The 21,888-nt window shown below is 39.7% G+C and carries 23 protein-coding genes and 2 pseudogenes; 7 read left to right on the forward strand and 18 right to left on the reverse strand.

Annotated features, from left to right (window positions below; genetic code table 11):
* Positions 1–21: 21 nt before the first annotated feature.
* Positions 22–309 carry a hypothetical protein gene (locus L634_RS0112610; RefSeq protein ID WP_026582764.1) on the forward strand — a complete coding sequence of 96 codons (288 nt, stop codon included), beginning with the start codon at positions 22–24 and terminating at the stop codon, positions 307–309.
* Positions 310–363: 54 nt separating this feature from the next.
* Here L634_RS0112610 and L634_RS0112615 read toward each other — a convergent pair whose 3' ends face one another.
* From L634_RS0112615 to L634_RS0112630, 4 genes are all read right to left on the reverse strand, one after another.
* On the reverse strand, positions 364–1,008 hold the full coding sequence (locus tag L634_RS0112615) for a spore coat protein (protein ID WP_026582765.1): 645 nt from the start codon (positions 1,006–1,008) through the stop codon (positions 364–366).
* Between the two features lie 146 nt (positions 1,009–1,154).
* Positions 1,155–1,742 carry a hypothetical protein gene (locus L634_RS0112620; RefSeq protein ID WP_026582766.1) on the reverse strand — a complete coding sequence of 196 codons (588 nt, stop codon included), beginning with the start codon at positions 1,740–1,742 and terminating at the stop codon, positions 1,155–1,157.
* A gap of 25 nt (positions 1,743–1,767) precedes the next feature.
* Positions 1,768–3,156 (reverse strand): DEAD/DEAH box helicase, encoded by a 1,389-nt coding sequence (locus L634_RS0112625; protein WP_026582767.1) that lies wholly within the window; start codon positions 3,154–3,156, stop codon positions 1,768–1,770.
* A 210-nt stretch (positions 3,157–3,366) separates the two neighbouring features.
* Positions 3,367–3,810 carry a YndM family protein gene (locus tag L634_RS0112630; protein WP_026582768.1) on the reverse strand — a complete coding sequence of 148 codons (444 nt, stop codon included), beginning with the start codon at positions 3,808–3,810 and terminating at the stop codon, positions 3,367–3,369.
* Positions 3,811–4,017: 207 nt separating this feature from the next.
* On the opposite strand from L634_RS0112630, the gene L634_RS0112635 reads away from it, so the two are divergent.
* The gene (locus L634_RS0112635; RefSeq protein WP_026582769.1) at positions 4,018–4,542 is read left to right on the forward strand and encodes a ribonuclease H-like YkuK family protein; all 525 of its coding nucleotides are present in this window, start codon (positions 4,018–4,020) and stop codon (positions 4,540–4,542) included.
* A gap of 48 nt (positions 4,543–4,590) precedes the next feature.
* Here L634_RS0112635 and L634_RS0112640 read toward each other — a convergent pair whose 3' ends face one another.
* The 3 genes from L634_RS0112640 to L634_RS0112650 form a co-directional block, all read right to left on the reverse strand.
* The gene (locus L634_RS0112640) at positions 4,591–5,052 is read right to left on the reverse strand and encodes a CoxG family protein (RefSeq protein WP_026582770.1); all 462 of its coding nucleotides are present in this window, start codon (positions 5,050–5,052) and stop codon (positions 4,591–4,593) included.
* Positions 5,053–5,137: 85 nt separating this feature from the next.
* Positions 5,138–6,130, reverse strand: coding sequence for an LLM class flavin-dependent oxidoreductase (locus L634_RS0112645; protein WP_026582771.1), 993 nt, complete (start codon positions 6,128–6,130; stop codon positions 5,138–5,140).
* Between the two features lie 18 nt (positions 6,131–6,148).
* Positions 6,149–6,352, reverse strand: coding sequence for a hypothetical protein (locus L634_RS0112650; protein WP_026582772.1), 204 nt, complete (start codon positions 6,350–6,352; stop codon positions 6,149–6,151).
* 171 nt (positions 6,353–6,523) lie between these two features.
* Between L634_RS0112650 and L634_RS31085 the strand changes: the two are divergent.
* Positions 6,524–7,656: pseudogene (locus tag L634_RS31085) on the forward strand (zinc-dependent alcohol dehydrogenase).
* Positions 7,657–7,774: 118 nt separating this feature from the next.
* On the opposite strand, the gene L634_RS0112660 reads toward L634_RS31085, so the two are convergent.
* On the reverse strand, positions 7,775–10,351 hold the full coding sequence (locus L634_RS0112660; protein WP_026582773.1) for a helicase-related protein: 2,577 nt from the start codon (positions 10,349–10,351) through the stop codon (positions 7,775–7,777).
* Positions 10,352–10,568: 217 nt separating this feature from the next.
* Here L634_RS0112660 and L634_RS0112665 point away from each other — a divergent pair, with 217 nt between their 5' ends.
* Entirely contained in the window at positions 10,569–11,102 is a 534-nt protein-coding gene (locus L634_RS0112665) for a YceI family protein (protein ID WP_026582774.1), read from the forward strand.
* Positions 11,103–11,158: 56 nt separating this feature from the next.
* Here L634_RS0112665 and dacB read toward each other — a convergent pair whose 3' ends face one another.
* Complete coding sequence (gene dacB, locus L634_RS0112670; RefSeq protein ID WP_026582775.1) at positions 11,159–12,643, reverse strand: D-alanyl-D-alanine carboxypeptidase/D-alanyl-D-alanine endopeptidase; 1,485 nt, start codon at positions 12,641–12,643, stop codon at positions 11,159–11,161.
* A gap of 256 nt (positions 12,644–12,899) precedes the next feature.
* Between dacB and L634_RS0112680 the strand changes: the two genes are divergently transcribed.
* The gene (locus L634_RS0112680; protein ID WP_026582776.1) at positions 12,900–13,157 is read left to right on the forward strand and encodes a YpbS family protein; all 258 of its coding nucleotides are present in this window, start codon (positions 12,900–12,902) and stop codon (positions 13,155–13,157) included.
* 60 nt (positions 13,158–13,217) lie between these two features.
* Here the strand turns inward: L634_RS0112680 and L634_RS0112685 are convergent, their stop codons facing one another.
* The 6 genes from L634_RS0112685 to L634_RS0112710 form a co-directional block, all read right to left on the reverse strand.
* Positions 13,218–13,538, reverse strand: a complete 321-nt coding sequence (locus L634_RS0112685) for an MGMT family protein (protein WP_026582777.1) — start codon at positions 13,536–13,538, stop codon at positions 13,218–13,220.
* Positions 13,539–13,614: 76 nt separating this feature from the next.
* The gene (locus L634_RS0112690) at positions 13,615–14,424 is read right to left on the reverse strand and encodes an endonuclease I family protein (protein ID WP_026582778.1); all 810 of its coding nucleotides are present in this window, start codon (positions 14,422–14,424) and stop codon (positions 13,615–13,617) included.
* Positions 14,421–15,386 (reverse strand): S8 family peptidase, encoded by a 966-nt coding sequence (locus tag L634_RS0112695; protein WP_026582779.1) that lies wholly within the window; start codon positions 15,384–15,386, stop codon positions 14,421–14,423. The genes L634_RS0112690 and L634_RS0112695 overlap by 4 nt, the downstream gene beginning before the upstream one ends.
* A 641-nt stretch (positions 15,387–16,027) precedes the next feature.
* Complete coding sequence (locus L634_RS0112700) at positions 16,028–16,540, reverse strand: mismatch-specific DNA-glycosylase (RefSeq protein ID WP_026582780.1); 513 nt, start codon at positions 16,538–16,540, stop codon at positions 16,028–16,030.
* A 134-nt stretch (positions 16,541–16,674) separates the two neighbouring features.
* Complete coding sequence (locus L634_RS0112705; protein ID WP_026582781.1) at positions 16,675–16,866, reverse strand: YbxH family protein; 192 nt, start codon at positions 16,864–16,866, stop codon at positions 16,675–16,677.
* A gap of 108 nt (positions 16,867–16,974) precedes the next feature.
* Entirely contained in the window at positions 16,975–17,412 is a 438-nt protein-coding gene (locus L634_RS0112710; protein ID WP_026582782.1) for a peptidylprolyl isomerase, read from the reverse strand.
* A gap of 161 nt (positions 17,413–17,573) precedes the next feature.
* On the opposite strand from L634_RS0112710, the pseudogene L634_RS31090 reads away from it, so the two are divergent.
* Both L634_RS31090 and L634_RS34655 read left to right on the forward strand, forming a co-directional pair.
* A pseudogene (locus tag L634_RS31090) lies at positions 17,574–18,223 on the forward strand (MtnX-like HAD-IB family phosphatase).
* A 143-nt stretch (positions 18,224–18,366) separates the two neighbouring features.
* The gene (locus tag L634_RS34655) at positions 18,367–18,492 is read left to right on the forward strand and encodes a hypothetical protein (protein ID WP_269521545.1); all 126 of its coding nucleotides are present in this window, start codon (positions 18,367–18,369) and stop codon (positions 18,490–18,492) included.
* Positions 18,493–18,767: 275 nt separating this feature from the next.
* On the opposite strand, the gene L634_RS0112725 is transcribed toward L634_RS34655, so the two are convergent.
* From L634_RS0112725 to L634_RS0112735, 3 genes are all read right to left on the reverse strand, one after another.
* On the reverse strand, positions 18,768–19,292 hold the full coding sequence (locus tag L634_RS0112725; protein ID WP_026582783.1) for an HD domain-containing protein: 525 nt from the start codon (positions 19,290–19,292) through the stop codon (positions 18,768–18,770).
* 35 nt (positions 19,293–19,327) lie between these two features.
* On the reverse strand, positions 19,328–19,522 hold the full coding sequence (locus L634_RS0112730; RefSeq protein ID WP_026582784.1) for a hypothetical protein: 195 nt from the start codon (positions 19,520–19,522) through the stop codon (positions 19,328–19,330).
* Between the two features lie 172 nt (positions 19,523–19,694).
* On the reverse strand, positions 19,695–21,773 hold the full coding sequence (locus L634_RS0112735; RefSeq protein ID WP_026582785.1) for a transglycosylase domain-containing protein: 2,079 nt from the start codon (positions 21,771–21,773) through the stop codon (positions 19,695–19,697).
* Positions 21,774–21,888: the final 115 nt, after the last annotated feature.

Consider the following 21,888-nt stretch of genomic DNA (forward strand, 5'->3'; position numbering starts at 1 on the left):
ATTGAAAAAGGAGTGTGATTTATGCAAAACCAAAATAGCAAAACAGGTGCCGATTCAACAATGCAATCTTCTGTTGAGCAGATTTGGCAAAAGACTTGCGGCAGCTGGGAAAACTTCAATGAATCAACAGTACAGGAATTTTTAAACCAATGTGAGGAAAAAGGAATTGATTCCCAATTTGCGATGAGTTGGGCTGAACAAAATAAAGATCAGGTTCCAAATTGGCAGACAGTTTCCAGAATATCACTAAATTGGATGAATCAGCATACCTCTACTGGCTCTCCAATCGTAAACGATAATGTTAAGTAAGCAGTCAGAAAAAAGTAAGATCCCCTTGGCGAATATGAACCAAGGGGATCTCTTTTAATGCGGAATATTATTGTTTGGCATTTGCATTTGCATTTGTCCTTGGGCAGGAGCATACGCATTTAACATTTGCTGCATATCCTGCTGTGTAAACTGAGGCACTTGATAATAATGATTTTTATTTTGGTATATGGAGAGTTCATAGGCCATTTCGATGCAATTTGGCACTGAATCGGCCAGGACTCTGCGAACAACTGGGTTCGTGGTCTCAAGGGCAGCCATCGTTTTCATCGAAGCAGCTGACTTTAAAGCCCCCATCAGGCAGCCGGAAACTGTTTCTTCATTCATTTCAGCTGCAGATTGAATTGGCTTTTTTGGCTGAGAAGGCTTTAACCCGTAAATAAAATCATTATCCTGGTTCATTTTATAGCTTTGTGTTGGTTTAGAAGGATCTTTCCCTGTCTGGAAGCATTCCAGCGTAATATTGTACTCCTCCTGCATGAATTGGTATTGGCGGTCCATTATATTTAGCAGTTCCTGATCCTGTACATGCTGCCGCAATAAAGTGTACGTGTTCAAATTGCCGATTGTCCCTGATAATACCTCATGAACATCAAGCACTTCATGGGCACCATGATTTAGCTGCTGCGGAATGTTTCCTGTATGCATATTTTGATGCATTTGGTTAGGTTGGTTTTCCATACTAAATTCCTCCTTTTTTTTATTAACAATTTTTATCATGCAGATTTTTAAAAAGAAATATCCATGATTTAAAAAAATAAATAAAAAAAGCAGTTCATATTTGAACCGCTAAGTCATTCAATAATCAACTCTTAAATTTTGTCCTTTTAACTCTCAGCCACTTCATCAATTGTTTCTATTAGAAGGAACAGATACCTGTAAATTAAACTGTATGCGTCACTGATGGTCATACCTTCTTGAAATCCCTCTAAATGATCCAAAGCGAAATTGAGTTCCCATAACCCATCTTGCTGATTAAACATTAGATCATATGTAGCTGAATCTCCTTGTAATGTTTTATCTAAATAGGACCTAATAGCTGCTTCTTTCTTTTTAGGAAGCTTAAGTCCAAGCATAACATCATAGGTACGGAAGAGGTCATCGAATTCAAATGAGATGGCGTCTGCGCCAATAATATCGAACCATTCAGATTCAAGGTATATAAATTCCTTCATGTTTTGTACAAAGTAATCAATTGGCTGATTTAAAAAGTCAGCCGTTTCCCTGCTGAGAACTTCTTCGGTTTCCTTGTCCCCTCTCTCGATATAAGCATCTGCAAAGCGGGCAGGAGGATTCTTAATTTCTAAGGCATCAGCATTTGACAATAGCTGGTGCTTTTGGGCATATTCTTTTTCTTCCTTAAATATATCCTTGCTCTTTTCTTTCAGGTGTTTTTCAATCCGTTCTCTCAACACGGTCTTTTCCTCCTTTAAGCATTTTTTACCTTCCGCGCCTTTTTGAATTGCCTTTTAAAGAATTAGGTGCAGAAATTTTCTTTTTTCCTTGTGATTTCCTCCGTCCTGAACGAGGTGCATTAATTGTTTCTGTTTTATTGCTTACTCCTCTTCTGGTCTTTTTATCGGTTCGTTTGCCGCCTTTGCCTTTTTGGGCTGCATCTTCTTTGCTTTCATTTTTCTTTCTTCTGGACGAAGGCTGGCGATTTTGTGATTGGCTGCTTTTTTCTGATGCACTGGCAGGCTTTTTATCTTCTTTGATATTGCCAAGGTTTTGCTTTGGAATTTTGATGTTAAGCCCTTTTTCGATTGCATCAAGAAGAGGCTTGTCTGCGGATGAATAAAAGGTAATTGCTATACCTTTTGTCCCTGCCCGCCCTGTTCTTCCAATGCGGTGCACATAGCTTTCAGGGTCCAGGGGAATATCGTAATTGAATACATGTGTTACCCCCTCAACATCAAGCCCTCTCGCAGCTACATCTGTAGCAACTAATAGCTGTATTTCAGCGTCTCTGAACCGTTTCATCACTTGTTCACGCTTTGCCTGTGATAGATCCCCGTGCAGCTGATCACATTGAAATCCTTTGGATTTAAGCACCTCGTATAGTTTGGTTACCCTTCTTTTTGTCCGGCAAAAAATGACCGCTAAATAAGGTCTATGAGTTTGTATCATTTGTGTTAGGGCAGCCTGCTTGGCCCGATCAATGGTATGTATTGCAATTTGCTTGACTGACTGGGCAGGTCCCTGCGTTTTTTCAATTTGTATATACTGCGGCTCTTTCATGTGTGTGTTTGCCAGTGTTCGAATCTCTCCCGGAATGGTTGCAGAGAATAACAGAGTCTGCCTTTGGGCAGGTGTTTCTTTAATAATTTTCTCTACTTCATCGAGAAAGCCTATGTGAAGCATTTGGTCTGCTTCATCCAATACCAAATAATCCACTTGAGATAAATCAATTGTTTCTCTTTTTATATGGTCAAGAAGCCGGCCTGGAGTTCCCACTACAATTTGGACATTTCTCTTTAGCTTTTTGAGCTGCTTGTCCACATCCTGCCCTCCATATACTGCTAAAACATCTATATGATCATCTTCTGAAGCAAGTTTTAAAACTTCGTCAGTAATCTGTATAGCCAATTCCCTCGTAGGAGTTACAATTAGAGCCTGGATATGAGGCGCAGCCGGGTCAATCTTCTCCAGAATCGGAAGGATAAAAGCAAACGTTTTGCCTGTTCCTGTCTGGGCTTGTGCAATGATATCCCTTCCCCCCATCACAGCGGGGATTGCCTGCTCCTGAATGGGTGTTGGCCTGCCTATGCCGTGGCTAAGCAATGCATCAGTGTACTTTTTTGAAATACCTAGTGTTAAAAATTCCTGCAAATAAAACCCTACTTTCTTTTCCCAAATCAGATATTGCTGTAATCTTCTTCATGTAAATAGTATGCCCTTATTAATTTTGTGTGTTTGGCCGTAAAATAGCAAGCATTCTTTAAAGTTAATGAAAAATTTGTCTGCACCTCTTGGCTCAATGAATTGAAAAAACCCAACACAGCTGAAAATAGTCTGCATCGGGTTTTACGAATTTCATATTCATTCCCAATCTTTAGTTGGTTCCTTCTCTTCCGCCATTTCCATTCCGTATGCCAGTCGCGGGTTCATGCCGGACTCGCTCCGCCTATTGTCCTGGGCGATTTCCATCCTGTTTAGCATATAGGTATGAACAAATACTTCGGCAAGTGTGATAATCCCTGCTGCAATGAAACTTCCCCATGCAATCTGCAAATAACTATTTAGAAGCACACTTCCAAAAACCCATACAGACGCATAAACTAGGAAAAAGTCAGAAATGAGGGCATTCCGGTTTCCCAGCCGCGGAAGAATGATCCGATCGCCCAGCAAATAAGACATAATTGTTACTAGAAGGCTAAATGAAACGATATCGGCGAAAGCTGCATCAAAAAATAGATCAAGTGCAATGGCAAATGCAATCAGGCTTGCTGCAAATTTAAGTATGAAAATTATCGTTTTGTTCATATAATTCACTCCTTTATTCTGTAGTTTTCACAACCTTCGAATTCCCATTCATCCATCATTTTTTCATGGCTTAAAACCATTTTCTCAAAAAAATAAACAACTTGTTCGAAAGCTCTCAATATAATGATAATAAAATGTAAGTTCTTAAGTTAAAGGTTGTGGAAGAACAGTATTTCCAAAACAAAATACTTAATGTGGTGATAATAGGTGAGTGCTGAATATAAATTTCAAAATCTCCAAGAGCGAAACTTAACGTTTGAACAGGTTTTCAACCGTATCTTACTTTTTATGAAGCGTAATCCCGATGGGAATTTCCGCCTGATGATTGGGACAGATTCCCAGGTTCATTGCAATCGGACTGTGTTCATTACCGGAATTGTCATTCAAAATGAGCGGAAAGGCGCTTGGGCATGTATTAGAAAAACAATTATCCCGAGGAAAATGAAGCATCTTCATGAGAGAATCTCATATGAAACCTCGCTGACAGAAGAAGTGGTGTCCTTATTTACAGATGACCGCAAAGATAAAATGTTTGAAATCGTTCTGCCATTTCTTTATAAAGGCGGCTCCTTTTCAATGGAGGGGCATATGGATATCGGATCCGGAAAAAGGAATAAGACGAGGGAGTTTGTAACAGAAATGGTGTCCAGGATAGAATCCATTGGCTTGGAGCCCAAAATAAAGCCGGAAGCGTTTGTCGCCTCCAGCTATGCCAATCGATATACTAAATAAGGGGATAAAAAAAGAACTCAAAATGAGTTCTTTTCCTTGCAGGAAAAACTATACACCCGCATGCTGCTTATATTCCTGTTCCACCTTAGCTGCGACCGCCTCAGTAAGCTCAGCAGTAAGTTCTGGCAGAGATGTATTAAGCAATGAATTTGCTACTTTAGCCATCATTCCTTCGGCTTTTATATCCAGGGAGCCTGTCATCATATTTTTATTATCTTTGCCCTGGCTGGCCAGAAAATATCCATGCCCAGTAAACTTCTCATTAAGCCCTGTTAAATTAAATGTCACTTTATTCGGCTCCTGCCAGCTCGTGATATCCACCTTCAATTCAATCTTTTTCTTCAAAATTCCCATATCGCTTTTAAAGCTCCATGTTGATTCTTTTTCACTAAGTACCCTATGTGAAATATAGCCGGGAACTAATGGCGCCCAGTTTCCAATATCACTGACAAAATTCCATATAGCACGAATTGGTACATTTACTTCTGACTGATGTGCAGAATTTGGCATTTTTTTCGCCCCTTTTGAAGATTTCATAGATGGTTTCCATGAATATGTATTCAAAAAAATGGGGTGAGATTCGTACATTTAGCATTTATTTTAGAAATTCTTTAGCTATCAGTTCATAAGATTTCCTTCGGTCTTCATAACTGTGCACAATTGTAACAATCATTATTTCATCCGCTTGGTATTTTTCCTTTATTTTTCTTAGCTCATTGGCAACGTCCTTTGGATTGCCGAGAATGAGGTTAGGCTTTTTTATAAAAGGGTCTTGATGTATATTTTGAAAATGTTTTTTTGAGTCTTCAATGGAAGGGATTCCTTGAATTCCCTCACCTTTTTCTTCCATAATCCTCCAAAGCAGGCTGCTGAGAGCCAGGTCTTTCGCTTGTTCAGTGGTTTCTGCGCATATAGCTGAAACTGTTAATAGTACTTTGGGTTTATCGAGTTTTCCTCTACCCTTGAATTCCTTCCTATACTGCCTTATGATTTCCGCTCCATCTTTATCACTCATGAATTGGCCAAATGCATAAGCTGTGCCATTCTCAGCTGCCATTAAGGCACTTTTCCTGCTGGTTCCCAATATCCAAGGTTCAGGGCCAATTTCGGGTACCGGTGAGGCGGTTATTTTGGAATACATATGACTTTCAGAAAAGTCCCCATTTAAAAAGTGAAGCAGCTCCCCCGCCTTTTTGGGCATTTCCCGAACTCCTTCCAAAAAATTTTCGGAAAGGGCCATGGCAGCTTCTGCTGATCCGCCTGGTGCCCGGCCAATTCCAAGGTCAATTCGACCGGGAAATAATGTAGCCAGCAGATTGAATTGCTCCGCAACCTTATATGGCTGATAATACGGGAGCAATATGGCACCCGCTCCGATCCGGATTTTATTTGTTTTTGCACCGATATAACTTAGCATAATTTCAGGTGAGGAGCATGCCAAACCTGGTAAATCATGATGTTCTGCAATCCAATACCTTGTATAACCCATTTTTTCTGCTGATTGTGCAAGTTGTACAGAAGCTTCCAATGCTTCCTGTGATGAAGATCCTGCTGAAATGGGGGCCTGATCTAAAATACTTAATTTCAAGTTTTGTCCTTCTTTCAATTAATATTTTCCGGTGCCAAGCGGGAAGCCATGAGAATAAGAAACGTTATCAAAAAGCATTACAGGTATCTCACCTTTATATACAATCGCTGTGCTGCTGTATTTTAATCCTCTTTCTGCTCCCGCTCTTGCATCCTCTAAAGTGTCGAACCGGCCAATATGGAGAACTTCTGCACTTTGATTATAAAGTTTAACAATAAACATCTTTATTCCCTCCAATTAAACTGCCATTCGGATAAATAACGGAAAATGAGCGAAACTTATACTATTGCCGTTTTGATTTTTTTGTACTTTCAAAAAGTATAGCAAACAAGAAACCCTTTTTCATTCTATTGATACTTTGCAAGTCCAAGAGAGCTAAAAGGAGTGGTAAATATGAAGGCGGTAACTTATCAGGGGCCGAATCGTGTAGCTGTAACGAATGTAGATGACCCTAAGCTTGAAAAGAAAGATGATATTATCGTAAGGATTACATCTACAGCTATTTGCGGTTCCGATTTACACTTGTACCAGGGGAATATGCCCCTTCCGGAAGGTTATATTATTGGCCATGAACCGATGGGAATTGTAGAAGAGGCCGGACCTGAAGTGACAAAAGTTAAAAAAGGCGACAGAGTTGTAATTCCTTTCAATGTTTCTTGCGGCCAATGCGTCTATTGCAGGCAGGATCAAACCAGCCAATGTGACAACTCCAATCCTCATTATGATTCTGGAGGATATTTCGGTTACACCGAAAAGTTTGGGAATTACCCTGGCGGGCAGGCAGAATATTTAAAAGTACCTTTTGGAAATTATACGCCCTTTCTGGTTCCGGAATCATGCGAACTTGAAGATGAATCCCTTTTATTTTTATCCACGTTCTCCCTACTGCTTATTGGAGTGTCGTAAATGCAGGGGTAAAAAAGGGTGACACAGTTATTGTTCTGGGCTGTGGGCCTGTTGGACTAATGGCACAAAAATTTGCCTGGATGGAAGGAGCCGAGCGGGTTATTGCAGTTGATTACATCGATTACCGGATGAATCATGCCAAGGTAGCGAATAAGGTGGAAGTATATGAGTTCACTAAGTATCCGGATATGGGGGAGCATTTAAAGGAAATAACTCATGGCGGTGCTGATGTCGTAATTGATTGTGTAGGCATGGACGGCAAAAAGTCTCCCCTTGAATTTATTGAACAAAAATTAAAGCTTCAAGGAGGGACACTCGGGCCAATTCAAATAGCCACAAAGGCTGTCAAAAAAACAGGAACTGTACAAATTACGGGTGTTTATGGAGCAAACTATAATATGTTTCCGCTCGGGGCTTTTTTTACAAGAAATATTACACTGAAAATGGGACAGGCACCAGTCATCCCCTTTATGCCGATGCTATATAAGAAAATTGTCAATAAAGAATTTGATCCGAAGGACATTATAACACATAAGATCAACTTAGAAGATGCAAGTCATGGTTATAAAATCTTTAATGACCATGAAGATGAGTGCATTAAGGTGGTTTTAAAGCCTTAGCAATAAAAGCCTGCTGGGAATGAACAGCAGGCTTTTTAATTGCTTTTGTCCCATCTCTCAACTAATACTTACATGTCAGCCAAATAACATCCTGATCCCATCAAATCATACAGGTTAATTATCTTCTATAATAATTGTGTCTTCTCCTGGAGCGGAAAGAATGGCATTCATCACAGATTTGAAACTCGTGTTCCCATGACAGCTTTTTCCCGCATCTTCTGCATTTTCTTGAAAGCTCCTTAATGTCTGTTTTTAGTTTTTCATGAACATGGTCGCTAATTTCTTCCCTTACCCGCTCCCAATATAATGCTTCGGTTCGTTGGTCAAGCCGGTAAAGGAAAAGCAGATGAAGGCCGATAGATTTGTATGTGAGCTCCAATTCCTCCAAGTTTCTGTTTTTAATTCGCGGTTCTGGCAGTTCGTCTCCATCAATAATGGCATACATGGTCTCTTCCCATTGTCGGACAAGGTCATGCTCTTTTTTTGAAAACGGCAGATGGAGAAAACCATAAAGGTCCATTATGCCAAGCTTAGCTTCGATTTCAGTCCCGCGTATCCGTTCATATAAATCTCTCTCTTCTGTTAAAGCTGCTTTTTTTGTGCCTTTCGGGCTTTCAAACTTGTCCCAGAGTTCAAAAAAAGTGCCAAGATCTCGATAATATCTTTGAAACCTTTCAAATACGGTGTTCGTTGGGGCAATGGCAAAGCTATGGACAGGCTCATCTTCCATTTCAAGTAAAGCCTTCATTCTTTTAATATCCTTCGTAAATGCTACCTTTCCGATATTGTATAGCCCTTTTCTTCCTGCTCTTCCGGCAATTTGCTTAACCTCTTGTGAAGTAAGCAGTCGTCTCTTTGTCCCGTCAAATTTTTCATTTTCCAATAAGACAATCCTGCGGATTGGCAGATTAAGCCCCATTCCAATGGCATCAGTGGAAACGATGACGGAAGTTTCCCCATTAATAAAACGCTGTACCTGCTTTTTTCTTGTCTCCGGCGGCATGGATCCATATATCATACTAACAGAGTGGCCTTCCTGCTGAAGTCTCGATGCTGTTTCAAGCACTCTTTTTCTGGAAAAACAGATTAGTGCATCCCCTTTTTTTACATGTGTAAACTTAAATTCTTTTGCTTCTACTTCCAGTGGAATATCGCGGCTATACTCATTTAAATCAATATCTGCATCACCAAGAAGCTGAAGCATCATGCTTTTTGCGCTGCGGCTGCCAATAATATGCACTTCATTGGCATTAGCTTTGGTTATGGCTTTATACCATGAAAAACCGCGGTCTTTATCTGTGATCATCTGGGCCTCATCAATAACAATGACATCAAAATAATCTTTTTCATGAAACATTTCCACAGTACAGGAGAGGTGGGCTGATCCTGTAACAATCTTCTCTTCCTCTCCCGTTTTTAAAGAACAAAGAACTCCGTCGCGGTTTAATTTATCATACACTTCCAGGGCAAGCAGCCTTAGCGGGGCCAAATACATGCCGCTCCTCGCGGATTTCATACCTTCAAGGGCATGATGGGTTTTGCCTGTATTCGTTTCCCCTATGTGGAGTACATACCGCTTTGCCCTTTCCAGCGATGGACTGTATTCCTGTCCAAAAATATATTCAAGCATACGGGCTTCTTCTTCTCTTTTTCGCTGCAGTTCTGCAAGTTCTTCTGCTTTTTTTCGCTCCCTCTCTGCCAGATCCTTCTCTAACAACTCTTTATGTACAGAAGGATCAAATGGAATATTTACAAGTTTAAGCAAGTCTTCAACATATTCTTCCTGAATGCTTTCAAAGAAGTTATCATTAATTTCCTGAAGGGTATGGGCAATCAGTTTCTTAACGGATTTGCCTGTTAGCGGCTTTTGATAGGCTTCTTCATATTCATCAAACAAGTGCTGAGGAAGGTTTTGCAGGACAAGTGCTTGCAGAGTATCAGAAAGATATCCAGAGATATAGTTTCTATACACATAGTAAAAAGTCTCGTATTCAAAATAGCCTTTGCCCCAGTAGAGTGTTTTATGAATATTTCCTGTTAATTCCTCAAAAAAATCTGCCATCGTTTCATAGTCGCTGGGATTAAACCCCCCTGCTTCCTCCAGTTTTTCTTCCAGCGCAAATGTATCGACCTTATCATACTTTGTCTTGCTTTTTAAATCGGAATTCAGCTGTTTCGATGTCATATGTCTTATATAGAGATAAAGGATGCTATAATCATCCTCAATGATTTTATCGACCTGTTCCTCAATTGATTCCCGGATGAGGTACTTTTTCCGCTGCAGTCTTTCCTCTTCAGCTTTTTGAAGATAATGAGCCCTGGCTTCCTTATAACGTTCTGCCCATTTCTCGTTATTGCCTTCGAACATATCATTAAGCCACTCTGAGGTTTTAAAGGGCTGATAATCCCTCATTTCAGTTCTGAATAAGTGATTAATTAATTTCCTGTCAACATTTTCTGTTTCATAGCCTTTTTCGTTTAGAAATTTCTTTTTTTCGTGCTTGGATATTTTTGTCGTGATTTTATTCAGCCAGACATTTACCCAGATTTGATCGATATAATGAAATCTTTCAGAAAGATATTCCTGAAAAGTCGGCATTGCTTCTTTGGCGCCCAAGTATCGGTCAACATCTTCAAGGATTTTTATTTTTGTATGCTCTTCAGCATTATTGTATGTTTGGTCAAGTTGATTCATGGTCCGTTCCCCTTTAAACATTCACAATTTTTCTCGGTTTGTGATGTGATCATTATGTATTAGCTTATGTATCCAATTGCAAAATTAAGTAGTCTTCATTTTACCATCTTTTGAAAAAATATCATTGACAGAAAACTGAAACGGCCATATAATTTATTTAGAATTAAAATATCTCGAATTAAAAACAAATGAATTCAAACAATTGGAGGAGAAAAAAATGGCAAAAACAAAATGGGCTGTTGATCCGGCACACAGCAGTGTAGATTTTTCAATCAAGCATATGATGATTGCAAACGTGAAAGGCAGCTTTAATAGCTTTGATGCTGAAATCGAGGCAGATCCTGCAGATTTAACGACAGCAGACATCCAATTTAATGTTGCACTTTCAAGCATTGACACACGAAATGAAGATCGTGATAATCACCTTCGATCTGCAGACTTCTTCGATGTTGAAAATCATCCTCAAATGACTTTTAAATCAACAAGCATTGTCAGCAAAGGCGACGATGAATATGACGTTACAGGAGATTTAACGATACATGGAGTAACAAAATCTGAAACTTTTACCGTAACTTATGAAGGATCAGGGAAGGATCCATGGGGAAATGAAAAAGTTGGCTTCAGTGCAGCTGGCGCAATTAAGCGCAGCGACTATGGGCTAACATGGAACTCAGCCCTTGAAACCGGCGGTGTCCTTGTTGGCGATAAAGTGAAAATTGACCTTCAAGTCCAAGCAGCAAAAGCTGAGTAATTGTGGGAAGGGCAGGAATCCAAAATGATGAATTCCTGCCCTTTTAAGTTTCTTCTTTATTGGTCGGCTAATAGTTTTGCAATTGTATCTTCGATCACTTTTCCATCAGAACCGCTGGTTAAATTGTTCAGTACAATGGAAAATATCAGGTCTTCCCCATTAGTGGTTGAAACATATCCGGATAAAGAACTCACTGTCGAAATGGAGCCTGTTTTAGCTTTAACATTTCCTTCGGCATTGGAGTTCTTCATGCGGTTCCTTAAGGTTCCTCCCTCCATCCGGTTCGTATTCCCTGCAATCGGCAATGAATTTAAATAGGAAGGGAACCATTTTTCATCCTGCACTTCAAAAAGCAATTTTGAGATTTCATTTGCCGGAATTAAGTTCACATGTGAAATTCCGGATCCGTCACGGAGAACCAAAGTGTCTGTATTTATGCCAAGAGTCTTCACTTTATCTTCTAAAACCTCAAGCCCCTTTTCCCAGCTGCCTTCCCCTTTCTCGAATTTACCCATTTCCTTGATTAATGTTTCGGCATGTCCATTGTTGCTTAATTTCATAAACGGAATGAGCAATTCAGAAAGCGGCATTGATTGGTGCTTTCCAAGTATTTTGGCTCCTGCAGGCGAAGGAGACGCAATAACCTTTCCTTGCAGTTTGATGCCTTGTTCAGCAAGGGATCGTTTAAAGAGATCCAGTGCATAGCCTGTCGGTTCCCAAACAGCGATCCATTCCCTGGAGCGGCTCCCATCCAACGGGATTTCTCCTTCTATTACAACAGTATTCGTTCCATGGTCACGTTCAATATGGATATCTTTCTTTTCTCCATTTGCTACGGTTTTTGCCTTGTTAACAATTTTTATGTAATCCGTTTCTGGAACCATTTTTACTACTGGTTCTTGTCCAGCTTCTTCGCCAGGATATACCTCTATAATAACAGTTCCTGCATCATAATCCTCGTTCGGGGAAGCAGTCAATGCCGACACCTGTGCACCGTAATACCATGATTTATCGCTCCAAGATAAATCTGTAGAGTAGCGTTCCTTATCATACCATGTGTCATCACCAATCAGGTTGCCATGAATCACTTTGATGCCTGATTCTTTTACTTTTGCTGCAAATGCATCAAAATCCTTTTTTAAAAGCGTGGGATCACCCTTCCCCTTTAAAATAAGGTCGCCTTGAAGAGTCTCTCCATTCAATGATCCTGTATGAAGAAGTTCAGTTGTGAATCTATAATCCTCACCTAAAGTATCAAGTGCTGCAGCAGCTGTCAGAAGCTTCATATTGGAGGCAGGCCTTAATCGAATATCCCCAATATGTTCGTAAATCAATTTGCCAGTTTCTGCACTTCGAATACTTACACCAGCCAGTGCCCCCTGTAAAAGTGGGTCATTGTTTAGGAGTTGGTTTAGCTGCTGGACAAGTTCGCTTCCTTCTTCCGTTGCATTTACAAATGGTGATTCTGTTTGTGAGAGAGGAACAAAAGCAAGTACAAGAATCAGCCAGATACTAAAACTTAACTTTATTGCTTTTTTCATGTTTAAGCCACCTTTCATAAGTGTTTCCTACCTTTTCTTTTTTGAAAGGTGAGTTCCCTTTATTTCCAGTATGAGGAAATAGATTCATTTTTTATCTACTTCTCTATTTTATTCTTCTCTTTCGAAGTTATGAGGAATGGTTATTTTTACCTGTTTATATCCTGGTGAAAATATTATTGAATTAAGAATAAATAATCTTAAGCTTTTTATAAAAAATGGTATGATAGGATTAAGAATTTTTAAGGGGTGGAAGAATTTGAGTGTACATAAAGCAATATCAGAACATGTAGGAAAACAAAATAAAATTATCACAAGGTTTGCTGCTCTTGATCAGCAGCGTGAATATTATATTGAACAAGCTTTGGACCTATGCAGAAGAGGCCTGCCTTTTACTGCGGAAAAGATAAATGAAGTGACTGCGGAAATAAATGAGCTTTCCAAACAGGGCATTGTACCCTCCCGAAAGTTCGTTACAAATGAAATGATTGAGGAATTTGCATCAAGAACAAAATAGTTCTTTTTAATTAGAGGAAAACGTGTATTTTATTGTGAATACACGTTTTTTTGTCGATGACTAGTCAAACTCTATTAAAGGATCATATAAAAAATCATTCAAATCTAGTCTCCCTTTTGGAGATACATAAATTTCTTCTTCTTCTAGCAGTTCTTTTTGATGGTTAAAAGAAATGTCATCTTTAAAGCCAATCTCCCCTTTTCCATTCACTACCCGGTGCCATGGCAGCTGATGCTTTTCGCTTAGGGAGTGAAGGATCCGCACCACCTGTCTTGCGCCGCGGGGACTTCCTGCAAGTTTTGCGATTTGTCCATACGTCATTACTTTTCCTGGAGGGATGCTTTTAATAATATCAATCGCTTTTTTGGTAAACAGCTGCATATTAACGCTCCTCTGTCTCTTTATACATATGATATTATAAGCGAAAAACCGCCTAAATTTCAGGCGGTTTTTCTGATTAGCCGAGCATTTCTTTTGCATGTTGAGGATAATCAATAAATGGGTTGCGGTTTCCCTGCAGCTCATGAATCGCAGCGTTTCTATGCTTTTCATATAAAGTAACAGGGTTTTCATCATGCCACTTAAGCAAAAGATGCATATCCATTCTATCTTCCATATTCATAAACTTTTTATATCTCATTGCAAAATAGAATACAGCTCTCGCAGCGATTCCCTTTCCATATTCAGGTTCAAATTTCTCATCCTCTGCCATGCCGCAGCCGTTCCTGATGCCCTCTGTCTCCAACTCTGGAACATAAGTTTCAAAATCATGGTAAGGGAAGTTGCTTCTCATGCTGTTGCATGCCGGCTCACATGCAAAAAGATGGTGAAGGTCCCCTTTCATCGGCTCTTTTCCTTCAAACCATGATTGGGGAACGACATGCTCGGTATTAAAAACAATCAGTCCATTGCTGATATAACCTTCCTCCTGAATCTTTTGCAAGAGCTGAAGGTCCTGGTCTATTGCTTTGAGCGGATCCATCCCGGCACCGGAATATAAACTCTTTAGCTTGCCATTTTCCTGCAAATCAACCCATGGATATAGGTATTGATGCGGCGAATAGTCCAATTGATTGGTGTGCGTGCGAACAAGCAGCTGATGGATTTGCTCCGGGATATCGCTTCTGTCAAAATCAAGCTTGCTGTAGTATTCCTTTTGCTTTCTTAAATCTATCTCTGGATCGTAATAGGGCTCGTCCTTAACACGATCAATATAATTAGCCTTAGCTGTCTTCCATGCTTCTGAAATGGCGGTTGTTTTGGTCATATTGCGTTCGTAACCATGGTTTTAAAGTTTTGGTCAAGGATTTCGGCCAGATGCTCAGGAACTGTTAAATAGACAAGCCCATTTCCTTCAAGCTTAGGTGAATTGCCGAGTGGAACAGTCCTTCTGATCAACTGCGCGTATAATTCAGGCTCTGAAAGCTCTCTTTCAAAATGCCTGTTGGCAAAATCTTTAATAAGTGCCAAGGCCCCGGAAACATGTGGAGCAGACATGGAAGTTCCGCTTAGTGTTGCATATTTTCCATTAAGATAGGTAGATAAAATGTCTTCCCCAGGTGCGACGACGTCTATTTCATTATGGGAATTTGTAAATTCGGAAGAATCTCTATCAAGGTTAATTGCACCTACACTGATAACCTCATTATAGGAGCCAGGGTAAGCAAACTCATCTGTTGATTCATCCCCATCCCCTTCATTTCCTGCAGCACATACGACAAGAATGTTATTTTTTACCGCTTCTTTAATAGCATCATGCAGCTCAGGAACATCAGCCGGGCCGCCAAGGGACATAGAGATCACATCAACATTCTGTTCAATTGCATAATTGAGTCCATTGATAATCCATTCATATTGGCCAGAACCATTTTTGTTAAGAACCTTTACAACAAGCAGATTAGCTTCGGGAGCTACACCCACTACACCTGTCTCATTTTCCTGCGCTGCAATGGTGCCTGAAACATGTGTGCCATGCCCGTTGTAATCCTTATAAATATCAGGATTGCTGTTGTCATCGTCTGTAAAATTGCGGCCGCCAATAATCCGATCCTGCAAATCAGGATGATTGACATCGCATCCGGTATCCAGCACAGCAATTGTCATGCCTTTTCCTTTTGTTTCGCTCCAAATCTTCGGCGCCTGAATTAATTCAATGCCTTTGGGAACTTCGTTTACATCCACATTCTCCTGAATAAATTTGTAAGGTATAACACGAACATTTTGCTCCATTTTTTTCCCTCCTTAAGAGATTAAATTGAAGCTGGTTCTTGGTGTTAATTTCATTTTAACAATTCTGAATTTTTCATAACAGTATCGTTAGTAGTGAATTTACTAGACTTAAATTGGGAAAAAGGAAGAATTTGTGCAATTTGCCCTATAGGAGAAAATTATTGGGTAAGCGGTCTCTTTGTAAATTCATATATGAATAGCTTTCGGGAGCTTTCTTAGTACGAAAAATGGGAGTTAATTGAGCGTATTAATGGCCAAAATCAATGTTTAGTTTGAAAAATTGCAGAAAATCGTGGGCATTAACGCCCAAAAGTTATGCTTAGTAAGAAAAATGGTAGTTAATCGGGCGTAATATCGCCCAAAATCTCTGCTTGGTTCGGAAAATGGTTGTTAATCGGGCGTAATATCGCCCAAAATCTCTGCTTAGTTCGGAAAATGGTTGTTAATCGGGCGTAATATCGCCCAAAATCTCTGCTTGGTTTGAAAATGGTAGTTAATCGCGTGCATTAACGCCCAAATCTCTTCTTAGTTCGCAAAATGGTAGTTAATCTGCAGTATTAACGCCCAAAACTACATCATAATTTGGAATAGGGTCGTTAATCAATACTAGTGGGGTTTTAAGATTCACGCAAGAATACTTCTCACCGCAAAGATTTTAAAATTTGGGGGATCTCAGCATAGATCTGAATAATTTCATCGATTTTCATTCTAACTAGCCCAGATGAAGATGGTGCTACAAAATCGATGGTGCCTGGGACGACCGGTTCGTCCTGAATTCCCCAAGGAAGTTTTTTTCTGCGGCTATACTCCTGGTAAACACCTTTTCCCACAAAGCAAACAACCTTTGGTTTTAGATCACTGATTTTTTTGATAAGCTCTTCTCTGCCTTTTTTATATTCTTCTTTCGTTATTTCATCTGCAGCTTTTGTAGGTCTTGGCACAATATTAGTCATGCCATAACCTAATTCCAGTAATTTGTAGTCTTCAGTGGGATCATATTTTCTTGGTGTTAACCCTGATTCATGGAGGATTTTCCAAAAGCGGTTATTGGGATTGGCAAAGTGGTGGCCGGTCTCACCAGATCGAATGCTCGGATTGAAGCCGACAAACAGCAAATCCAGGTTTTCCTTTAAATGGTCTTTAATAGGCTCCATTCTATTCACCCTTTCATTGGCGGATACTGCTCATTTTACATAATAAAAAGGCAACTGAAAATAAAAAGTATTGTGCGGCTGTTTGGGGGTTAGGCGCCCTTCCCAAATATAAGGACGCCATAATATAGAAGGAATTACAGACCATGCCTGTTGCAATAGCTTTCAACGATTTCCTCGATTTGGTCGTTTTCGGGAAATTTGCCGGAAAACTCAAATTTAATTTCCTCTACGAACTTTCCATTTTGATAAACATGGATAGCCCCGTTTTGACTGATGACACTAAATTCCGGTTCAAACCGATATCCGCTTCTTTCAATGGCGCCCAATGTTTGACAACTCCTTTAGTTTAAGCTTATCTTTAGTATGAGAAATTACAAAAAAAGCTATTTACAATAAAACAAAAAAGAGCCTTTGCGGCTCTTTTTGCAGAATTATTATCCTTCAAGAACTTCTACTTTCTCCATTACATCGCCATTTCTCATAGCTTTTACTGTATCCATGCCGGAAGTTACTTTTCCGAAAACAGTATGAACGCCATTTAGATGAGGCTGTGGCTCGTGAACAATAAAGAACTGGCTTCCGCCTGTATCACGGCCGGCATGTGCCATGGAAAGAGAGCCTTCTTCATGCTTATGAGGGTTGCCCTCTGTTTCGCATTTAATTGTATAGCCAGGGCCGCCTGTACCTGTTCCGTTCGGGCATCCGCCTTGACTGACAAAACCTGGGATTACTCGGTGGAAAGTAAGTCCATTATAAAAACCTTCGTTTGCAAGCTTTTTAAAATTTTCTACTGTTCCAGGAGCTGCTTCTGGATATAATTCAAATTCAACCTTTTCACCATTTTTCATTAATATGTATCCTTTTTCTGCCATGCTAATCATCTCCTTATGTAAAAATCAAATTAATAATACCATTAATCACCCCGAGAATAAAATTAAAAGGCGTATTTTTTGTTGATTGAACATAAAAAAGAAAGGGTATTTCTAATAAAGCTTACATTTTCAATAAGAAACGCTGACTGGAGGTAATGATTGTGAAAAAGTGGGCATTTGTATCAGATTTCGATGGAACCATTTCAAAAAAAGATTTCTACTTAATAATGATGGATAAATATTTTCCTGAAGGCCGGGAGCTTATGAAACAATGGAAAGCTGGAGACATGAAAGATATTGATTTTCTAAGCTCTGTTTTTACATCTATACATCAAGAGGAAGAGCAGATTATTGAAGATATCCTTTCGATCCCTATTGACGAATATGTTCCTAAATTTATTAAACATGTACGGGAAAATGGCGGGGATTTCTTTATCTTGAGTGCCGGAACAGATTATTATATTCACCACATCTTATCGAAATATGGAGTCAAAGATGTAAAGGTGTATTCTAATGAAGGCTATTATCATGAGAAAAATGTCCATATGAATATTGACAAGAGCCACCGGCATTACTCGGAAAGGTATGGAATTGATAAATCAAGAGTCATTCAAGATCTTAAAGAGGAATATGAGAAGGTATTTTTTATAGGAGACAGTGAACCGGATTCACACCCTGCCGTGTATGCGGATGTTACTTTTGCTAAAAATGGGCTTCAGGATCTTTTGCGAAAAAAAATATCCCATTCATTCCGGTAGAAGATTTTGAAGAAGTAAAGAAGTATTTAATGAATAAAGGGGTCATCTCCTAGATGGACCCCTTTTGGCTTTATGAAGGCTGATTTCGTAAAACTATTTAAATGCTCCCCTTCAAAAAGCCTGAAAGGTATACATTATAATTACAATGCATAAGCCATGGAGAAAGCAATGATATGAAAGAAGGAAGCCCCTTAATTTGCTGCCTTTATTAAAAGCAGGCTGTGTTAAAGCTTATTGGGGGCTGGGCGCTTTCAGCGGAAATCAACAGGCGAATGTAACAAAGCCGAAAGTATTCAATGGAATTATGGTACTATTAACTTAATAGCTCTATAAATAGTATAAGTATAAAAATGACTAGAGTATAAAATGATAGATGCAGGAAAACAGTTGTTAGCCCAAATTTAAAATCTTCCACATTAAATGTTTGCTGCTTTCGGCTTCTTGCACGCACTTTCTCATCACCATCCTACAAAAATAGGTTCGAAATTTTAACTATATAAAATAGTTCGGCTTCAGCTATGCACTTCCCTTCTTTCCCAATAAGAAAAATAAACATCTGATTTCCTGGGGAAGCGCATAACATGACAGAAAGCGGTATTATTCTCCTTTTTTCTTCATGTAATCATCAATCCAGTCATCAAGGATTTTAAGACTTTTCATTGCCTTATCAAAATCAAGGTCACGGTAATGATGTGCTCCTCCGGGTTCTTCATCCTTTTCATCTGCTAATTTAACAATGGTTTGCAATGGCGTCCTAACAACCTCCCCCCCTGGCAGAAAAGAATCTGTATGGAAGAGGATGGCTAAGGCAATCTCTTTTGCCTTTACTGGGTTTTCGCCAAGCCGAATTAAAAGTTTATGTGCCCGTTCTGCCCCTTTAATAGCATGTATATCATTTTGCCTGTACAAATCATAATCCCATTTTCCATTTTTATACCAGGTATAATGGCCAATGTCATGCATAAATCCCGCTTTTGCCGCGGAATCCACATTTTCCCCTTGTTCTTTGGCTAATCGGAATGCATGATAGGCAACTGCAATTGCATGAGCGATGCCAGAACGAGTAATATATTTTTGGGCAATCCTGTGCTGATATATATCCGTTAATTTTACATCTCTCACGTAATTCCCTCCATTCCGCCATAATTAAAATGCTGCTAGAACTTTTTATTCAGCCTTTTCTGCTTGTTCATTACTTCATATGATTTTTCTATGATATCGGTTAAAACATCGCCTTTATAAATTCTGCCTAATTTCGTGTTTTCCTGATAGTATTCAACAATTTCATCAAGCTTATTTGAAGTGTCTTTAGATATGCGGACATTAAGCTGTATACGGGTTTCTCCACTCATTTGAAATCCTCCTGGCGAAAAATATCTAACTGCTAGCTTATTGCTAGCGAATGCTGTCGATTAGTTAGCGGGTGCTATAAGTATTTAGATTACACTGTTTTGCTGAATTATTCCAGTATAAAGTTCCCCAGTAAAAAGGAGAATGGCCGGATTAGCCATTCTCCTCCTATTCCTAATTACGGTACTGGTCCCACTTTTCTTTTAGAAATCTACCGAACTCTTCAAGCTCCTGCTTGCCATCTTTCAATTTCTCCTTCCAAATCGGAAGATCTTCTCTTAGCCTTCCTTCAATTTTGTCAGCTTGTTCCTTAATACTCTGCCCAATTTCTTCTGTCAGTTCTTTCTTGGCCAGCTTTTCATTTACAGATTTAGTCGCAAATTCTTCATCTTGAATGTATGGCTGGCTTACTTCCATTATTGCTCTAAAGACAGGTACGGCAGTTTCGGAACTGCTTTTTGACAGATAATGTTCCCTGTCAGTCCGGTCGTAGCCAAGCCAAACTGCCCCTACCAGGTTCGGTGTATAGCCTACAAACCATTGATCCTTCGTCCCGTTAATGTCTTTGTAGGGAAGCTGAGTGGACCCTGTTTTTCCGGCTATCGGGAGGCCTTCTATTTTTGTTGCACTTCCAGTGCCGGATTCCACTACATTTAGAAGCATCGAAGTCATTTGGTTAGATACAGTTTTAGTTGTTACCTTGACGGTTCTTTTGTCCCGTTCAGCTATGATGCTTCCAGTTGGCCCAACTATTTTCGTAATTAAGTGGGCATCATGACGTTTCCCTCCATTTGGAAAAGCAGCATAAGCCTCTGCCAGCTTCAGCGGTGACACTCCTTTCCTCATGCCTCCAAGTGCAATCCCTAAATATTCATCCTCTTTCTCAAGCGGGATTCCGAACCGTTCAAGGGCATCGAGACCTTTATCGAGGCCTATTTCATTTAGGAGCCATACGGCTGGAACATTGATGGAATCCTCTACAGCTTTATACATGGACACTTCACCTGCATATTGACCAGATGCATTTGCTGGTGTGTAATCTCCGTATGTCACAGGTTCATCCTTTAGCATGGACGTTGGCGAATACCCCTCTTCCAATGCTGGTGTGTAAACGGCCAAAGGCTTTAATGTCGATCCAGGCTGGGCTTTTATATGTGTGGCTCGATTAAACCCTCTGAAGACATGTTCACCTCTTCCGCCGACGAGACCTCTGACTCCGCCTGTAGCCGGGTCAAGAAGAACTGCGCCGCTTTGAACGATTTCCCCATTCATGCCTGGTGGGAAAATAGAATCCTTTTCATATACATTTTCCAGGCTTGATTGCAGGTTTTGGTCCATTTCTGTATAAATTTTATAGCCTCTTGTAAAAATCTCTTCTTGTGTTAATCCATATTTACTTATTGCTTCATCAAGTACGGCATCTACATAGTATGGATACTTCCTTTCCTGTTTGCTTCTCGTACCTTCTTTCAGCTGTATTTGTTCATTTACTGCATTCTCGTACTCCTGATCTGTAATCATCTTGTGCTCTTTCATTTTGGCCAGGACAACGTTCCTTCGTTTCATTGCCCTTTCGTAATGATTATAGGGATCAAGTGCAGATGGAGATTGGAGAAGCCCTGCAAGCAGTGCGCTTTCACTAATCGTTAGTTCATTTGGCGTTTTGCTAAAGTACTTATTGGCTGCTTGGTCTATTCCCCAAGCGCCGCTTCCGAAATATACCTGATTTAAATACATTTGCAGGATTTCATCTTTTTTATAATTTTTTTCAATTTCTACTGCAAGGAATAATTCTTCAGCTTTCCGTTTATACGTTTGCTCAGGTGAAAGCAAGGCATTTTTGGCAAGCTGCTGGGTAATGGTGCTGCCTCCCCCGGTAATTCTTCCAGCAAATAAATTACTGAAAAATGCGCGTGCAATTCCCTTTATATCAAAACCGTTATGTTTATAAAAACGCTCGTCTTCGATGGCAACAACTGCATTGGCTACATAATCCGGCAATTCTTCTATATTTGCACCCTCAGCCCTGTTAGAAGCAAGTCTGGCAGCTGCATCGCCATCTTTATCATAAATAACGGTGGATTGCTTTAACCCCTCCTTTAATGTCTCAACATTTGCTGTTGCAGCAAGGAATGCAAAAAATAGGATGGTTAAAAGTATTATGGTCAGCAATAAAAGAAGCAGAATTTGCGTTAGGTGTTTCTTTCTCCAAAACCTCACAAAAGCTTCCTTGAAACTTTGAAATTTATCCATGATGACTCCTTCTTCATTTCAAGTTATGTTTCTATAATCGTTATTCCTCTTATTATATATTAAACGAACAAACTCTATAAAAAGTTTCAATAGTATGGTTTCCTTTATATAGAAA

This window comes from Bacillus sp. J33, assembly GCF_000518885.1.
GTDB lineage: Bacteria > Bacillota > Bacilli > Bacillales > Cytobacillaceae > Cytobacillus.

Excerpts from the sequence above, each read along its gene's own strand:
- L634_RS0112610 (WP_026582764.1), top strand. The coding sequence starts at position 22 with ATGCAAAACCAAAATAGCAAAACAGGTGCCGATTCAACAATGCAATCT.
- L634_RS0112615 (WP_026582765.1), bottom strand. The coding sequence starts at position 1,008 with ATGGAAAACCAACCTAACCAAATGCATCAAAATATGCATACAGGAAAC.
- L634_RS0112630 (WP_026582768.1), bottom strand. The coding sequence starts at position 3,810 with ATGAACAAAACGATAATTTTCATACTTAAATTTGCAGCAAGCCTGATT.
- L634_RS0112640 (WP_026582770.1), bottom strand. The coding sequence starts at position 5,052 with ATGCCAAATTCTGCACATCAGTCAGAAGTAAATGTACCAATTCGTGCT.
- L634_RS0112650 (WP_026582772.1), bottom strand. The coding sequence starts at position 6,352 with ATGTTTATTGTTAAACTTTATAATCAAAGTGCAGAAGTTCTCCATATT.
- L634_RS0112660 (WP_026582773.1), bottom strand. The coding sequence starts at position 10,351 with ATGAATCAACTTGACCAAACATACAATAATGCTGAAGAGCATACAAAA.
- L634_RS0112665 (WP_026582774.1), top strand. The coding sequence starts at position 10,569 with ATGGCAAAAACAAAATGGGCTGTTGATCCGGCACACAGCAGTGTAGAT.
- dacB (WP_026582775.1), bottom strand. The coding sequence starts at position 12,643 with ATGAAAAAAGCAATAAAGTTAAGTTTTAGTATCTGGCTGATTCTTGTA.
- L634_RS0112685 (WP_026582777.1), bottom strand. The coding sequence starts at position 13,538 with ATGCAGCTGTTTACCAAAAAAGCGATTGATATTATTAAAAGCATCCCT.
- L634_RS0112690 (WP_026582778.1), bottom strand. The coding sequence starts at position 14,424 with ATGACCAAAACAACCGCCATTTCAGAAGCATGGAAGACAGCTAAGGCT.
- L634_RS0112695 (WP_026582779.1), bottom strand. The coding sequence starts at position 15,386 with ATGGAGCAAAATGTTCGTGTTATACCTTACAAATTTATTCAGGAGAAT.
- L634_RS0112700 (WP_026582780.1), bottom strand. The coding sequence starts at position 16,540 with ATGGAGCCTATTAAAGACCATTTAAAGGAAAACCTGGATTTGCTGTTT.
- L634_RS0112710 (WP_026582782.1), bottom strand. The coding sequence starts at position 17,412 with ATGGCAGAAAAAGGATACATATTAATGAAAAATGGTGAAAAGGTTGAA.
- L634_RS0112730 (WP_026582784.1), bottom strand. The coding sequence starts at position 19,522 with ATGAGTGGAGAAACCCGTATACAGCTTAATGTCCGCATATCTAAAGAC.
- L634_RS0112735 (WP_026582785.1), bottom strand. The coding sequence starts at position 21,773 with ATGGATAAATTTCAAAGTTTCAAGGAAGCTTTTGTGAGGTTTTGGAGA.